This window comes from Eggerthella sp. AM16-19 (genome assembly GCF_003474385.1).
Lineage (GTDB): Bacteria > Actinomycetota > Coriobacteriia > Coriobacteriales > Eggerthellaceae > Senegalimassilia.
In genome coordinates this window covers 54,022-70,903 of the sequence record NZ_QUCY01000015.1, presented here as the reverse complement: position 1 = coordinate 70,903, position 16,882 = coordinate 54,022, and the positions used below count along the sequence as shown (strand labels likewise).

The window sequence follows — 16,882 nt, the reverse complement described above, 5'->3', positions numbered from 1 at the left end:
CCACGCCGCCGCGGCGGCCGGCAACTCCCGTCCCCTCGCGCCCGTTTGCGCCCCGGGCGCTTGCGCGGCCACTAGTCGGCCCCGTTCGCGCGGGCGTTCTTCACTGCCTCGCCGGAAGACGCCGAGGACCCTCCCGCCGCGGCGCCGCTGGTCGCCTGCGCCGAGCCGGCGGCAGCCGACGCCCCCGCGGACGCAGAAGCGGATGCCGTCGTGCCCGAACCCGATTCGCCGGAAGCCCCCTCGGAGCCTTCGGCCGCACCGTTTTCCTGCACCAGGTACAGCTTGCCGGTGTTCGGGTCCTGGTACACCTTGCCCGCGTCGATGTAGTACGAGCCGCCCGATGTCACGTCCTCGGGCATCTGCTCGGGGTCGACCTCCTCCATGCTCGACTCGTCAACCTCGTCCATCGTCGTGATGGCGATGTTCCAATGCAGCATGAGCATGACCAGGAAGCCGCAGGCCAGAACCAGCATGCAGTCGACCATGTTCACGATGTAGGCGGACGGGTTCGCATCCTCGCCCATGTCCGCGCCGCTGCGGCGAAACGAGCTGCAGCGAAAATCGCGATGCATGCTACTCGCCGCCCTTCGCCGTCGCCGGCTCCGCGGCGGCCTCGGGCGCGGCATCGGCGCCGGCAGCCGCAACCGTCGCAGGCTGAGCCTTCGCCGCACGATCCATCTGCTTGAACTCCTCCATCGGGTCGCCGTCGTAGTTCGCCGGCAGCTTCACGCCCGCCTTGCGCGCCTCGGCGGCCTTATCGAGCACGCACGTCATGAGCGACTCCAAGGCGCCCAGGTACTCGCCGTACCAGCCGCTGCGCACCTTCGACACGATGAGGGAGACGACGGCGCAAGTCAGGCCGCACACCGTCGCGTCGAACGCCACCGTCAGCGACTGCGACAGCAGCGTGACGTTGTTCTGGCCCAGCGCCACGATGCCCGGGCCCAGCGGGATCAACGTGCCCATAAGGCCCAGAAGCGGCGCGATCTTGGAAATGGTGTCGGTCCAGGCCAGGCGGCGCTTGCAAACGCCCTCGGCGCGGCCGATCTGGTTCTGCGCCAACGCGAACAGCGGTTCCTCGGGCAGGCCCATATTGCGGGCCGCCGTGATGAGCGCAGCCTTCTGGTAGCGCAAAAGCTGGCCGTCGGAGACCACCTGCGCCACGTCGCCATAGTCGGCGTCGTTAATCTGGTTCACGATGCGCGGCATGTTCTGCTTGAAATGGCGGCGCTCGGTGAAGAACTCCACGATGACCGCGCCAAGAAAGAACAGCGTCACGGCGATCAGCGCCACGATGAGTACCATGACGGGCGTGAGCAGGCCCTGCGCGATGCCGTGCAGGATATCGGGAAGGTAGGTGTCGTTGTACAGGTCCACGGGTTCTCTCCTTTTATCTAACGCTTGCCATACGGCGGATAGCTGTTGCCTAGCAGGTCCTTCGCCTGGTCGTCGGTGATGTCGCACCAGTACAGCAGGCTGTAGAACCGTTTCACTTCCTCGACCATGTCCACGTCATAGCGGTCGGGGTAGAGCATGTTCGCCACCCACTGCAGGCCTAGGAAGCGGTTGACTCCCGGCGGGCGGTCGCACCAGGCGAACGGCGCGTTGGGCATGGTGTACACGCGCCCGTCGCGCACGGCGCGGATAACGGCCCAGTCGGAGCTGGTGCGGATGATCTCATCGGCGCCGCCGCGGATAACGTCGTCCCACGCGATGATGACCTCGGGGTCCCACTGGATAACCGACTCCAGCGACACCGACGACATGCCGTAGCCGCTGGTGGACACAGGCACTGCGGCCACGTTGCGCGCGCCGGCCTCGGCGAACGTGCGCGCGTGCAGCGACTCGTTGGGCTCGGAGGCCAGGCCGAACGGACCCTCGGCGTAGTACAGCGACACCTTCCGCTCATCGGGGATGTCGCCCACCGCGGCGCGTACGTCGTCGTAGATGCCCTCGCAGTACGCGGCGATCTTCTCGGCGCGGGCGGTCTGGCCCATGATGTCGCCGATGAAGCGGTACGCGTTCATGACGTTCGTGAACGAACCATCCACCATGACCACGGGGATGTCCGTCTGGTCCTGCAGGTTGTTGCAGGTGGAGATGTCGGACGAGGAAATGGCCACGGCGCTGACGTCGAACACCAGCTGGATGTCCTCTGTCATGAGCATCTCCAAGTCGATCTCGCCGCCGCCGGCGAGCGAGCCCATGTACTTGAGCTTGCCCATGTCGTCGGGCAGGTAGGCCAGCTCCTCGTCGGTGAACTGGTAGGCGCAGCCGCCCTGCAGCTCGGGCGCCAGGCTGAACACGTAGATCTCGGCCAGGCCCGAGGTGAAGTAGATGCGCTCGAGCTTGTCGGTGGTCGGGATGACCACCTCGCGGCCCGCATGGTCCACCACCTTGCGCTCGCCGCGGAAGAAGGCGTCGCCGGCCTCGGAGCGGCACCCCGTCAGCGAGGACAGCGCGCCGGGCAGCGCCAGCGTCAACGCCGCCGCGCCGCCGAACTTGATGAACGAGCGGCGCGTGATGCCACCCGATGCGGATTGCTGGTTGGTTTGCAACGTTCATTCCCCCCTATTTCGTTGCGGATAACTTCGATCGAAGGCTATTCGACGGAGATCTGGCGCGGGTCGTAGCCGTCGAGCAGCGCCGCGGCCAACGTGGCGCGGTCATCGATGGCCCATGCGCCGTCGGAGCCGCGCGTCACCGGGACGGCGATCTCCAGACGGTCGGTACCCACCTGGGCATTTTCCACGACGGCGGCGAAGCGCTCGTTCGCATAGCCGTCGCGCATGGCGTCCGCGCCATCCGCCAGCGCCTGATCGCGCGCCTGCTCGAGGATGGGCAGCACCTCGGCCATGCGCTTGGCGTTGAACGCCACGTGCACCGTGGCCGAATCGCCCTGCACATCCGCCCCCGAAACCTCGGCATCGGTCCCGTCGAAATACCATTCGCAGAACGCATCCTCGCCCACGCCGTAATCCTGCGGGTAGAAGAGCACGCTGGAAAGCAGCTCCGACGCCGTGCCGCTTTCCGTGGCAAGCTCGGAGATGACCGACGCGACGGCGTCCTGGGCAGCTTGCTCCTGCGACGCGGTGCCGCTGCGCCCCATCATGCCTGCGGACGCGATCAAAGACGCAGCAAGGGCCGCGGCGCACACCTTCCCGCGCACGAACGAGACGACGCCGTGCGTCCTTGATTCCATCTGCAACATGTGCCGTTCCTTTCTCGTGCGGCCCCGCGGCATCGCGCCGCGGGGCCTTCGTTTCAGCAAGGGCGGCCCATAGGTTCGGGCCGCCCGTTCGCCGACGCGGGGAAACCGATCATCCGGCACCCCGCGCCGGCAGCGAGCCTAACGGCTCATGCGACGGCGGGCGAAGGCCGCGACGATCGCGGCGACGACGATCGCGCACACCGCGGCGACGATGCCGCCGAGCACGCCGTCGCCCGTGGGCACCAACGCGGTCGCGTTACCCGCAGCGGGAGCAGCGCCCACGGCAGGGGCGGCGCCCGCCTGCGGGGCGGCAGCCGCACCGGTGGGGCCGGTCGGTCCGGTCACCTGATCGCTCGGAACGGACGCCGCTGGGGCCTTCGCGATGGCGAACGTGCCAGAGGCCGTGCCGGCGTAGTTGCCCTTGAACGTGACCGTGTAGCCGGCCGTGCCCACTTCGACGTTGTTGGCGTACGCCACGTCGTAGTCGACACCGGCGGCCAACGTCACGCCGTTGTACACAACGGTCAGGGCGGGCTCGAGCGCCGCACCGGTGTAGATCTGGCCCGGAGCGGTAATGGTGACCACATCCTTCGCCAGGTTCCTCGGGGCGACCTTCACGGCAACCATGACGCTTGCGGCGTTGTAGTTGTCCGCGTCAGCCGGGGCGAAACGCACCGTCATGCAGGCGATGCCGGACTCGGCCACCTGCGGCATGCGCTGCGGGTCATCCCAGGCGAACGTGCCGGCAGCGCTTGCCGTGCCGCCCGCAAGCGTGCTCTCCCCAAGCGTCTGGCCGTACACCAGGTCGGTTGCGGAAGGCGTCGCCATGATAACGGGCGTGGCCTTGCTCACCGTCAGCGCCACCAGGCGCTTGACCGTCTTGGTTGCCGGATCCCAACCATCGACCACGGAGTAGTCGGTGGAGTCGAGCTGCTCGTCGGCGGGGGTGAACACGGCAGCGTAGGCGCCGCACTTCACCGTCGGGACCGTGAAGGCGTCAGCCCATTCCCAGCCTTCGGGCAGCGTGATGCCCGCAAGCGTGACCGTCGGGTCGTAGGCCACCGGGTCGAGCACCGGGTTGGCAAGCACGCCCGCGATCTTCGTGCGCACATTCAGCGGCTCGGAAACGGCGTCCTCGTAGTTGGGCATGTCGGATACCTTCGCGTACACGTAGTAGGCTGTATCGGAATCCAGGCCGGCGAAGCTTGCGGAATCCTGCCATGCAAGGGCCGAGACGTCGGCGCCCGCAGAGGACGAGATCGCGTACTGCACCGCTGCGGAGGTTTCGCCGTCCAGCGCCGTTGCCGGCTTGGCCTGGGCCGTCACCGTCACGGAGTTGGAGGAGGCGTCGAAGCCCTCGCCATCCCACGCGATGAAGTTGAGGGCCTTCGCCACCACCAAATCCACCGGATCGGTGGTGGCGGAAACGGCTTCGCCCTTCGCATCCTTCGCGGAAACCACGCAGTACACCGTGTAGGTGCCTGCGGGCTTGCCGGCAGGCAACTCGTAGGTCGCCGATGTCGCGCCCTCGATGGGCGTGCCGGCAACGCGGGCGCGCGCCGCGGCATCGACGCTGTACCACTGGTAGGACGCGTCGGCAAGATCGCTCATGAGCTTCGCATCGACGGTCGCCGTGATGTCGCCCTGCTTGTAGCCGAACGAGCCTTCGCCGCCCTTGACCTCCGCGATGGAGATCTGCTGCTGGAACACCAGCTTCGTGAGGCCCGACCAGAAGCGGTTGCCGCCCGCGGCGCCGTCCCAGGCGCCCATGATGCTGACGATGCCGGAGCCGGAGCCCATCTCCTGGGCGCCCTCGAGCGCCTCGGAGACCGTGGTGCCGCTGCCCTTCGCATAAGTCAGCATGACGCCCGCGGGCAACGTGCCGTCGGATTCGCCGAGCACGGCGTCGCTTTCGGCGTTGGGATACCACTTGCCGGCGTTGGCATCGTCGAGCGTTCCGTTCCAAGCCTTCGGGCTGGTCTTGTCGAAGAAGAGCTTGTCGCTGCCCGAGATGTCAAGGCCCAGGTTGGCGATCAGATCGCTGAACGTGACATAGTCCGTGGAACGGTAGACGTTCCACTTTCCGCCCTTGTAGTACTGGCCGCGCGCCTCACCGTCCGCCTTCCAATTCAGCAGGTCGGCGTAGCTTGCGTCCTTCGATGCGATGACGTTGCCCTCGGCGTCCTGCGTCTCGACCGTCAGCGCGGTAGCGGCGTTGCGCGTCACCTCGACGGTGGCCACGTTGCTCCAGAAGCGGTTGCCGCCCGCGGTGTTGTCACACACGCCCATAAGCTGCAGCGGTGCCTTCGACGTGTCCAGCTTGGCGTCGGAGGACTCCGCCGCCGCCAGCGCGGCCGCCGGGGTGGCGCCCACTCCGGTGGTGTAGCTCAGCGCCAGGCCCGCCGGCAGCGTCTGCGCGGCGGCGCCCAGGTTCACCGTGGAGCCCTGGGATTCGGCATTGGGATACCAGGCGCCGCTGTTCATGGTGCCCAAGGTGCCCGACCACTTGCCGCTACCGTCGGCGGCGCACGCCTTCACGACGTCATATGCGCCTACGGAAAGGCCCAGGTTGGCGAACAGGTCGTTATACGTCACGTAATTCGTGGAGCGGTAGACGTTCCACTTGCCGCCCTTGGCGTACTGGCCGATCGCCGGCTCGCCGTCGGTGGCGGCCATGGCCTGAAGGTCGGACGCGGACACGCTCTTCGTCTCGATCACCGTGCCGTCGGCATCCTGCACCTTGACGACAAGGGCGCCCTCGGCAGCCTCTTCCCACTTCGCGTACAACACCTTGTCTGCGGTCACCGGGGTGGCGAAATCGTACGCGGAGTCGGCAAGCGTCTTGCCGCCGTCGGAGCTTTCGAACCAGCCGACGAATGTGCTGTCGGCCTTGGCCGGATCGATTGCGGGTTTCGCAGCAGCAGCGCCCTTGTCCACGGTTTGCGCCTCGGGCACCGGCATGCCGCCGAGCGCGTCGAAGCTTACCGTGAACGAGGCCTTCTCGGGGACCTTGCCCATCGATTCGAACTTCCAGTTGTTGGTCTTCACCATGTTCTGGGCGAACGTCGCGGCGGCGGTGCCGTCATAGGCCTTCGCCGTTACACCGTACACGCCATAGAACGAGCTCTTGGTAAGCACGCTCGTGGCGAACGTAGGCATGCTGCCGGATTCGCTCAGGAACGTCACGCTCTTCAGCACGCCGTTGTCGCCGGAGAAGGCGTTCTGCCCGATCGCCTTGACCCCCGCGGGGATGACGATCTCGGAGATGCCCGTCTTGGCGAAGGCGAAGTTGCCGATCTCCTCAAGCTGCGAGCCCTCGGCGAACGTGACGGACTTCAGCTGCGCCATGGAGGCATCGCCGGTGGTGGAGGCGCCGAACGCGTACGCGCCCAGCGACTTCACCGTTGCGGGGACGCTCACGCTGGCGATCTTGCCCTTGGACTCGTTGGCCTTCGAACCGGAGAAATCGCTTGCCAGGCCGCCGAACGCCTTGTCGCCGATGGCCGTTACCGTATAGGCCTTGCCGTCGTGCTCGACCGTCTCGGGAATGGTCAGGTCGAACGCATCCAGCGCGCCGTTGTACTCGACGCCGGTCACCGTGGCGGTGCCGTCGGCGTTGAACGTATACTGCAGCTCATACGGCGTGCCCTCGACCAGGTTGAACGTGCCGGACTTCTCGCCGGCATACGCGCCCGTGCCCATGATCTTGAACGAGGCCGTGCCCAGCTTGTCGTTGCCCGTGTAGGAGATGGTGTAGTCGGTGCCTTCCGTCAGCTGCGAGCCGCCGTACCACACGGTCACGGGCGTATACACGCCGCCCTGCTCAAACACGATGTCGTCCGTGCCCTTGACCTGCGCATCGGCGATGTCGAGCTTGGCGCCCTGGTCGACGATCTTGAACTTCATGTTGTCGTAGTTGCTGAAGTTGCCGCCGGAGATGTAGCGGGCGGTCACGTAGCCGAAGTCCTCGCCGCCGGCCTTGCCCAGGTTCTCCTTGCCGGCCTCCACGACCTGGCCCTCGTTCAGCGAAGCGCCGTAGACCACCCTGTAGTCGACGCCGGGCGTCAGGGACTTGCCCTTGTACACCACGCTGTTGACCGCAGGCTTGATGTTCTTGCCCGTGTACGACACCGTCAGCAGGCCGTCGCTTTGATGCTCGGGGGAAAGATCAGCGCGCAGCGTCATGGAATCCCACGCAATGTTATCCGGGGTATCGCTTTCCTTGGGGAAGCTGATGATGCTGCCGTCATAGGACACCGACGTCGGATACGCGTTCTGCTTGAGCTTCTCGGCATCCTTGTCCCACGCGATCTTGGCCGTCTTGATGGCGAACGTGCCGTCGGCCTTGCCGGTGAAGTGCACGGAATCGGCCGCAGCGGTCACCACCATGGCGTACTTCTTCGCGTTGACGGCGCCCTTCTTGCCCGTGTCCTCGGTCGTGGCGTTGCCGGACGCGTCGACGTTCGACAGGTTCTTGTCGCTTTGATCGAAGGCGAACGTGTACTCGCTGGAGCCGATCTCCTTGCCAGCGACGTTCTTCACATGCACGCCGGATGCCACCGGCTCCTGCGCCGTCCAGTTGAACACCTTCGTGTCGAAGGTGACCGTGCAGTTCGCCAGGTCGCCCTTGTCGATGCCGTACGCGAACGAGCCGGCCTCGCCGGAGTACGCGCCGATGCCCACCACCGTGGCGGTGTAAGGCTTGCTGTCGGCAGCCGTCACCTCGATGGCGTCCTTCTGAGGAACGACGCGGAAGTCGGTATCCTGCTGCAGCTGTTTGCCGTTGAGCATGACTGTCGCCTTCGGCGTTGCGGCCAAGCCGGTGTACTGGGCGTTCGCGGCGAACTCCACCGTCGCGGCCGAAAGGTCGGTCGCAGGCCAGTTCACCTGGGAGTTCAACGCCGGGTTGCCGCCGTTGACGATTCCGTTGGACTTGGTCCAGTACGTGCCCCAGCCGTCCTTGTCAGCATTGACGTTCAGCACGGCGATGGCGTTGGTGGTGTTGGGGTTGTAGCGCGAGACGCTATCCTGCTTGGCGGGGTCGTAGGCGTTGTTCGCCTTGAAGTCGTCCGCGGAGAACAGCACGTTGTTGTACACGGTGCCGCCGGACATCTCGGTGTCATCGGCGTACATGCCATACACCAGGCGGTCGTTGTGCACCAAGCCCGCAACCGCCACGTTATCGTGCACGTAGCCGCCGTTGTCACCCACCAGCGCGCGCTGGCGCATGTTGTCGATGGCCTTCACCGCGCCGGCGTTGTAGCAGCCGTACACCTCGGGCGTGCCCGAGGCGTTCTGCTGCTCGCCGTCCACGTCCTTCGTGAAGCAAGACAGGTTGCCCGCGATGCCGGAGGCGAAATAGCCGCCGGACTGCGTGATGGCGCCGCCCTCGCCGGTCCAGGTGCCGGCCACGATGGTGCCCAGGTTGCCGCAATACGAGACCGTGCCGTAGCTGCCGCTCACGATACCCGCCGGGAACGGCTTGGTGGCGCGACTGCCCAAGATGGTGGCCGCGGAATCGTTGATGCAGCCCGAGATCCGGGTGTACGTGCCCGCACGGCCCACGATGCCGGCCGGGAACGAATAGCCGTACACGCTGCCCGAGTTCGTGCAGTTCGTCACGGCAAGCGCGTCCGCGCCCGCGGCCATGCCGTCGTCGGAGCCTTCCTGCGTGAAGTTGCCCGAGTACGACGTGGTGGTGGTCTTCGCGCGCAGGCCGCCCACGATGCCGCCCATGCCCGAAGCATGCGGCGCGTCCAGGTAACCGGAATTCGTGCAGGTATCGATGAATCCGCGGCTGTAGCCCGCGATGCCGCCCACGTTGGAGGACTGCGAGTACACCGTGTTGCCGAAGCGGTCGAGGCCGTTGGTCTTGGGTGTGTCGACCTTCACCGAACCCGTGTTGCTGCAGTTCGAGATCGTGCCGTGCGCCGTGCCCGCAGCCTTATCGACGGTGGAATCCACGTCGCCCGCGCTGCCCACGATGCCGCCGATGTTGATAGCCAGGATGGACTGGTCCTCCCATGTGGAGTCGGCGGAATCGGCCTTGTACGGCACGCCCGGCTCGGACACGGAAACCGCGCCCGCGTTCGAAACGCCGGTCACGTCGCCCGTGCAGATGCCGGCCACGCCGCCCACGTTCTTGATGGGGAAGACGATGTCGCGCGTTTGGTCCATCGTGTGCGAAACCGTCAACGTGCCCGCGCTGGACGCGTTGGAGATGGATCCCTTCGAAGATCCCACCAGCACGCCGACGTTCTCGATGGCCTTCGTATTATCGGTGGCGGCGATGGTCAGGCTGACCGTTTTATTGATCTTCACGTTCGAGATGCTCGAGCCCTCGCCCGCCGCGCCGATGAGGCCGACGTTGGCGGTTGCGCCCTGCGCATCGATCTTCACGTTGACGATCTCATGGTCCTTGCCGTCGAACGCGCCGTCGAATGTGCGACCGCCCTGGCCGCCCACGGGCAGCGCGTCCTGGCCGAAGAAGTTCAGGTCACCGCTCAGTTCGACGGTCTTGCCCTTGAACGAGTCGACGGCCGTGCCCGCCTCGCCCTCGTCGGCGGACCCGTTCACCAGGTTGGCGAACGCGTTCCACTGACCGGGCGTCTTGATGACGTACGTCGACCCCGTGGCGTTTTTGTACCACGAGTAGTCAACGGTGAAGGAGTTCGCGATGGCGATCGCCGGAACGGCGACGAGGGCAACGGCCGCAGCCAGCACGGCCACTATCGCCTTACGCGAGAACCTCCTCCCTTTCCTCGCATGCGCAGCCGTCGACCCGCGCGACGGCGGTTGTGCATGCTGCTGCGTTTCGTGCATATGCTGCACTCCTTTCCTTCCCTTTCCGATTCAAAATCGTGTTGCTATATCAGCGACGTCGGCCTTGCCTGTCGTCGATACCAAAGAGCCGTCTGCCCGGCGCCGGCCACGACGGCCGCCGCACCCAAGGGGCCGGCGTATTTCTTGAAGGGGTTGTCATGCTCCACCGTGTGCTCCACCTCCGAAGCATTCGGGTTGGGGATCTGATACACCGAGAACGCCGGAGCGCCCGATTCGGAATCGTCCGCAGAGGCCTGCGCGCCCGTGTCGGATTGCCCGGCCGAACCCGATTGCGCGCCCTCGGCGGCGTTGTCGGCAGCATCGGAGCTGCCCTGCACGTCCGATCCACCCTGGTCTCCCTTGGCCATGCCCGAGCCGGTGCCGTTGCCCTCGTCGCCCGAGCCGCTGCCGTCGCCGGTGGTCGTGCCGTTGGAGATACCGCCGCCGCCCGGCTGATCGCCTTCGTTGTTCGAGCCGCCAGGGTTTTCGCCATTCCCGGGCTGCACCGGAGGACCGCCTGCCAGCACCACGTACAATGTGTTGATCCACTTGATCTGGAACTGCGACGTGCCGCCGTCGGGCGTGGAGCCGAACAGCAGGCGGAAGCGCGTCGCCTCGGTCATGTCGAAGTTCGGGTCGGTGCCGGCGTTTTTGATCTCATTGCTCTCGAAGGCGATGATCGGGTACACCTGCACGGCGCCCGCATAGCTGCCGATGTCGATGTTGGGGAAGTAGTAGCGGTTCGTGTCGAAGATGAACGCCGAGCTGACGGGGCGATCGATGTTGTCCGCCGTCCCGAAGTTGAGCTGGGACATGCCCGCGATGTTCACGCCCGCGTCCTCGAGCAGCGTCGACAAGGCCACGCCGCGGCCGGTCATGGTGTAGTAGGCGCTATCGCTGAGCGCGGTATAGGTGGCGGTCACCGTGCCCATGCTCTCAAGCTGCTCGAGCGAGTATTCCTTGTTGATGACGAAATGCTTATCGGAATCGTCATGCAGGTCGGCAGGCGGGTCTTCCTCGTAGTATGCCTTGACCTTGATGGAGCTTTGCGGGTGGTAATCGTCCCGCACCTCCCCGCCGGTGGGGTCCTTCGTGTTGACCGTCGCGCTGCCCGTCACCGTGGCGCCGCCATGGCCCGCAGCGCTGGCGCAGTAAATCGACGCAATGCCGTAGCGCGACGGACGGAACAGGCCCGTGGTCTGATCGATGGCGGCGATGGTGTCGCCCGCATACCATGTGACGTCGGCGATATCGCCGGTTTGCGAGGCGATGGAGCCGTTTTTCGTCGAGTACGTTTGCGTGGCCCCCGTTGCCGGGTCCACCACGTCGACCAAAGCGTAGAACTGAGCCGTGGCCGTGGACAGGTCCTGCTCAAGAACGTACGGGCCCGACAGCGCCTCCCCATCGGGGCCCGCGATGCGGATACCGGACACGTAGCGCGCATCGGTTTGCCCGGTCACCTCGATGTAGATCGTGCAGGCAAGGGGCGCGCCGCCCTGTGTGTTCGCCGTGGCGGTGGCCGTTACCGCCACGATGCCGTCGCCTACCGCGGTCAGGATACCGCCGGGGGAGATGGTGGCGATGGAGGGGTCGGACACCGACCAGCTGACGTAGCTTTGGTTCGCCACGCTCGTGCCGTCGTTCCACCAGGCCACGTTGTCGAACCACAGCGTGCCGCCCTTCGCGGAGATGCGCGCGGCGATCGCCGAGCTGGGGCTGGAGGCGACGCCGACCGTGGCGCCCGATTCGTGCGACCAGATGGAGACGTCGGAGATGTAGGGCTGCTGTGCGGACTGGGAGGGCGTTGCCGGGGTTGCGGCGGGCGACCCGCCGGCGGAGCCCGAACCAGCATCGGCGCCGAATGCATCGGGTGCGGGCATCAGCCCCGCAACCATCGAAAGGCTCAGCAGCACCGCCGCCAAGCACCCAAGCCCCTTATCCTTTAGCCAAGCCATCGTGCGAAGCGTCCCCTTAATTCTTCTCGCTCACGTTTATTCACATGTAGCTATAATCTACGTCCTTCGTATTCTATAGCAGGATGGCTATATTTCAATGCATGTATATTCTTGTTATTGATTATTTGCGTTTCGGAATAGCATATCGCGCAAAATCGGCTTTGATTCGCCCGGCACCCGCACCCCGCGCCGCCGCCCCACCTGCGCCCCGCGCCGTCGACCCGGCGGACGTCCCGCGCCCTCGCGCCAACGCACCGCGCCCCACCTGCCATCCCAAAATCCCTATTGCTTTACTGCGGTAGAGTGCTAAAGTGATTTCATCGTATCCGCATGGCGCTGTCGCATGCCCGATAGGCATCGGGCATGCGACAGCGCGCCGGCCCGCCAGCACGGTCGGCATGCCGAAAGGAAGGCCCATGGGCAACCAACCGAACGAAGGCGGCGCGCAGAAGGAGCCTGCCGTCGGCCTCAAACGCACGCTCGGCCTGCGCGAGGCCATCACCATCACCGCCGGCACCGTCATCGGCGTCGGCCTGTTCACAACCGGCGGCAACGTCGTCGGCGAGATGGGCCCGTTCGTGGTCCTGGCAACCGCGCTTGCGGCGCTCATCAGCATCTACCCGGCGCTCATGTACGGCGAGATGGGCGCAGCGCTGCCTTTCGCCGGCGGCACGTACCAGTACGCGTCGCTGGGCCTGGGCCGCCCCGCGGGCTTTCTTGCCGGATGGAACTTCATCATGTCGCTCATCGCCGTCACCGGCGGCGAGGCGCTGGCGTTCAGCTACTACTTCAAGACCATCTTCCTGGCGTTCGGCATCGAGCTTCCCGTCGATGACGTGGTCATCGCCATCATCGCGCTGGTCGCGTTCATCATCGCCAACGTCCGCGGCGTGGAGCTGACGGGCAAGCTGCAGAACGGCTTCATGTTCTTCTTCTGGGGCGTTGCCGCCATCTGGTTCCTCACCATGATCCCCAACGTGCAGCTGCCGAACTTCGTGACCGCGCCCGACTTCATGGGTGACCTGGGCGGCGGCGGGTTCATCGCCGCCGTGGCCATGATCTGGTGGTGCTTCGCCGGTTTCGAGACGTGCTGCGCCATGGGCGAGGAGATCCGCCACCCGCAGATCAACATCCCCCGCGCCATGATGCTCTCGCCGTTCATCATCTTCGTGGTGAACGCCCTGTTTCAGTGGTTCCTCGTGGGCATCGTGCCCGCCGACGGGCTAGCCGCCGTGGCCGAGTCGTCCGCACCCTACGCCGAGGCCATGATGAGCGCCGGCATCCTGGGCCTGCCGCTTGCGCTGCTGGCGCTGGGCGTGGCGTTCGGCGGCGATTTCTCCACCCTGAACGCGTCCATCGCGGTGCCGCCGCGCTACCTGTTCACCATGGCACGCGGCGGCAGCCTGCCCGCCGTGTTCGCCAAGCTGCACCCGAAATACCGCACGCCCTACGTGGCCGTCATCACGCTCGGCGTGCTCACGGTGGCGCTGGTGGCCACGTCGACGCTGGATTACATCGCATCGCTTTCCCTGTTCGCCGACCTGTTCTACTACGTCATCGGCATGGTGGCGTGCCTGGGTCTGCGCCGCAAGCTGCCCGACCTGAAGCGCCCGTTCAAGGTGCATGGCATGGTGCCCGGCGCGGTGATCAGCATCGCCATCTACCTGGTCATGATGACGCAGCTTGACACGGATGCCCTGGTCACCGGCGTGATCTACTGCGTGGTCGGCCTGGTCATCTACGCGGCGTGCGCGAAGGTGTACGGCACGCGCGCCATCGACGTGAACGCCGTGCAGGACACCAGCGAGCCCACGCCCGCCGAGCGCGCCAAGATGGACCGCGAGTTCCACATCTGGATCGCCGCGGCCGCCATCGGCTGCGCGCTGGTGGCCCTGCTCTACCTACTGCCCAACCTGCTGGGATAAGGCGCCCGCCCCGCAAAACGCCCCGAAACCGACAACGGCCCGTTGGCCTGCCCCACGCAGGCCAACGGGCCATCTTGCAACGCCGCGCCTATCGCCGGCACCCATTTCCCTAACTTGTTCGACCGCCTCTCTACGGCAATGCCGGAGCAAACGAGAAGTCTCCCACGCTTTCCTCCGTCAACTCATCCAGGCAAAACGTCATGTACAGCGGAGCGTACGTGACCCGCCCTTCCTGCGAAAGGTTGTTGCGAGACAACACCACCGATTCTGGAATCTTATAATCCCGAATGTCCAGAAGATGATTCAGCGCCGCGTGCGCCCGAACCTTCTTACCTGATTTCACCTCGACGGGAACGACCTTACCGCTTCTTCCCTCTATAAGAAAGTCCACTTCACCAGCCTGTTCGGACTGGTAATACCATAAAGGAATGCCCAAAGCCGTCAGCTCCTGCGCAACCACGTTCTCGTACACGCCGCCAAGGTTAGGGTCTTTCATGTCAAGATAAATCGACCGCGCCGTGCTTTGCGGATAGCGCGATACGAGCATGCCCGTATCCGATTCGTACAATTTGAACTTCGATGCCTGCTCCGTGCGCTTCAACGGGCATCGCGCTTCGGTGGTTTGCAGCACCTGCAAACCGACCCCGGCGTTCACCAGCCACAGGAAATCGTGATGGAACGACTCCATACGCGCCGCATCGCGTAGCGACGACAGCTTGAACCGATGCGCTGCCCCTTCAAGCTGCACGGGGATTTGATCGAAAATCGCACGGACCTCGAAAGCGCGATTACCCGCATATTTGCCGATGTCTTGCGCGTATTGCCGCACAAGCAACGTCTGCATCGCACGCGTTTCCGCAAGCGAATAGCCCGAATCCACGTACTTCTGCACTACCTCGGGCATGCCGCCTGCCACGATATATGCGCGATAGTTTCGCATCATGATGTCGTGAAGATATCCTTCCACCGGCTTTCGCTCGCGCAAGCACTGCCTGACTTGATCCAGAAATCGCTGCTCAATGCCCACGGCCCAGCAAAACTCCTCGAAGTCCATAGGACGCATGACCAGCTGCTCGATGTAACCCACTGGAAACGACGAGATCCCTTTGAACTCGGTACCCAGCATGGAGCCTGAAAATACGAACGAATAGCGCCCGTCTTCTGTAAGCGCCTTCATGAGCGTGACGATTTCCGGATATTCCTGAATCTCGTCGATAAAAATCAGCGTTTTGCCCTCGACAAGCGGACGATCGGACAGCAAAGCGACGCGATTGATGAAATCCATTGCGTTTTCGGCACCGATCAGCGCTTCCCTTGCGGTTTTGTCGAGCAGAAGATTCACCTCGAAGTAGCACGCGTATTCCGCTGTTCCGAATTCACGGATTGCATAACTTTTCCCAATTTGGCGTGCACCAGTGACAAGCAAGGCCTTTTTCGAGTGATTTTTCCAGTTGAACAGCTGTTTTGTAATTTTTCGTCGCAACATGTGCAACCTCCACCGCATGAATTGGAAAATAGAATGCATCGATTATCGCACGAATTGTGAAATAGCATCAGCCTAATTCTGCACTTTTCCGCAAATAGGAATCGCCTAAAACAGCATTTTTTTGAAAATAGGAATCATCGTAAACTGCATTTTCCTGCGAATAGAGCGAAAGCGCCGGGCAACCATCGCGACGAACCCCGCAAAACTCCCCGAAACCGACAACGGCCCGTTGGCCTGCCCCACGCAGGTCAACGGGCCGTTCTGCGACGCCGCGCCTATCGCCACAGCGCCGAAACCCCAATCGCGAAAAGCGGCACGTTCTTCCGTCTCTTTTCACGTATGCGTATGCGCCTTCCTTGCGATCTCGTCCTTAATAATGTGATGTATCACACTTTTAAGGACGAGATGAGACTCGAGGCTATCCCCCTCGCCCTTAGCAGCTGGCGAACAGTTCCGCCAGTTTCTCGCGATCGACGACGCCGTCGGGGTCGGCCGCTTGCGCAAGCGCCCACATGGTCTTCGCCAACAGCGCCTCGGTGGTAGCGCTGCCGCCCATGAGCACGCCCGGGCGGTCGCAGAACGCGCGACCCACCTCGTACACGCTCAGGTCGGCGCCCTCGTACGGGCACTGCGTGGTCATGACCAGCGTTTTCCCGGCGTCCACCCACGCGAGCAGCGTTTCGGTGATGCCATCGTACTCCGGGATGCCTCCCAGCCCGAAGGCCTCCACCACCAGCGCATCGCACGCGGGGCGCAGCGCATCGATGACCAGCGCATCCATGCCCGGCGTAAGCTTGAGCGCCGCCACCCGCGGGTTGAGCGCATCGTAGAAGCGCACGGTCGAAGGCGCACCGCCAACCTCCTCCGCGGCGCAGGCCCTTGCCGCCACGCACATCCGCTCGCAAACCCCATCAGCCCATTCAACCCGTCCGTCGCGCACGCGCCCCAAGTCGAGGGCGTTCAAGCTATCGAACGCTTCGAAGCTGCGCGTGCGCACCTTGCGCGCCGCCGTCCCCGAGATCACCTTTCCGCCGAACACCACCATCACGCCCGCGGCGGCATCGTCGCAGGCCACGCGCACAGCATCGAGCAGGTTGCGCTTGCCGTCGGTGCCGGGATCGCCCATGGGCAGCTGCGAGCCGGTCAGCACCACGGGCTTCGGGCTGCCCTGCACCAGGTACGACAGCCCTGCCGCCGCGTACGCCAGGGTATCGGTGCCGTGAAGGACCACGAACCCGTCGAAGTCGTCGTAGCCCCGACGCACCTCGCCCGCGATGGCCAACCATCCCTCCGGGCGCATGTTCGTGCTGTCCACGTTCATGACCTGCGACACCTCGACATGGCAAACCTGCGCAACCTCGGGAACGAACGCCACCAACTGCTCGCCGGTCAACGCCGGCGCCAGGCCGCTGCCTTCCTCGGCCGACGCGATGGTCCCGCCCGTCGCGATCACCAAAACCCGTTTCATATGCGCCCCTCGCTC

9 protein-coding genes are annotated in these 16,882 nt (G+C 64.7%); 1 reads left to right on the top strand and 8 read right to left on the bottom strand.

Annotation, left to right across the window (positions count from 1 at the left end; all coding sequences use genetic code 11):
• Window positions 1-71 precede the first annotated feature (71 nt).
• The 6 genes from DW178_RS07210 to DW178_RS07185 form a co-directional block, all read right to left on the bottom strand.
• On the bottom strand, window positions 72-572 hold the full coding sequence (locus DW178_RS07210; RefSeq protein WP_118350330.1) for a hypothetical protein: 501 nt from the start codon (window positions 570-572) through the stop codon (window positions 72-74).
• Window position 573: 1 nt separating this feature from the next.
• On the bottom strand, window positions 574-1,377 hold the full coding sequence (locus DW178_RS07205) for a MotA/TolQ/ExbB proton channel family protein (protein ID WP_118350329.1): 804 nt from the start codon (window positions 1,375-1,377) through the stop codon (window positions 574-576).
• A gap of 17 nt (window positions 1,378-1,394) precedes the next feature.
• A complete protein-coding gene (locus tag DW178_RS07200) occupies window positions 1,395-2,558 on the bottom strand; it encodes an ABC transporter substrate-binding protein (protein ID WP_118350328.1) in 1,164 nt (387 codons plus the stop codon).
• A gap of 44 nt (window positions 2,559-2,602) precedes the next feature.
• Window positions 2,603-3,211 (bottom strand): hypothetical protein, encoded by a 609-nt coding sequence (locus DW178_RS07195; RefSeq protein ID WP_118350327.1) that lies wholly within the window; start codon window positions 3,209-3,211, stop codon window positions 2,603-2,605.
• A gap of 138 nt (window positions 3,212-3,349) precedes the next feature.
• Window positions 3,350-10,033, bottom strand: a complete 6,684-nt coding sequence (locus DW178_RS07190) for an InlB B-repeat-containing protein (RefSeq protein WP_147363827.1) — start codon at window positions 10,031-10,033, stop codon at window positions 3,350-3,352.
• A 44-nt stretch (window positions 10,034-10,077) separates the two neighbouring features.
• The gene (locus DW178_RS07185) at window positions 10,078-11,988 is read right to left on the bottom strand and encodes a hypothetical protein (protein ID WP_147363826.1); all 1,911 of its coding nucleotides are present in this window, start codon (window positions 11,986-11,988) and stop codon (window positions 10,078-10,080) included.
• A 416-nt stretch (window positions 11,989-12,404) separates the two neighbouring features.
• Between DW178_RS07185 and DW178_RS07180 the strand changes: the two genes are divergently transcribed.
• Window positions 12,405-13,913 (top strand): APC family permease, encoded by a 1,509-nt coding sequence (locus tag DW178_RS07180; RefSeq protein ID WP_118350324.1) that lies wholly within the window; start codon window positions 12,405-12,407, stop codon window positions 13,911-13,913.
• A 130-nt stretch (window positions 13,914-14,043) separates the two neighbouring features.
• Here the strand turns inward: DW178_RS07180 and DW178_RS07175 are convergent, their stop codons facing one another.
• A complete protein-coding gene (locus DW178_RS07175) occupies window positions 14,044-15,399 on the bottom strand; it encodes an ATP-binding protein (protein WP_158574097.1) in 1,356 nt (451 codons plus the stop codon).
• A gap of 433 nt (window positions 15,400-15,832) precedes the next feature.
• Complete coding sequence (locus DW178_RS07165; protein WP_118350321.1) at window positions 15,833-16,867, bottom strand: asparaginase; 1,035 nt, start codon at window positions 16,865-16,867, stop codon at window positions 15,833-15,835.
• Window positions 16,868-16,882 lie beyond the last annotated feature (15 nt).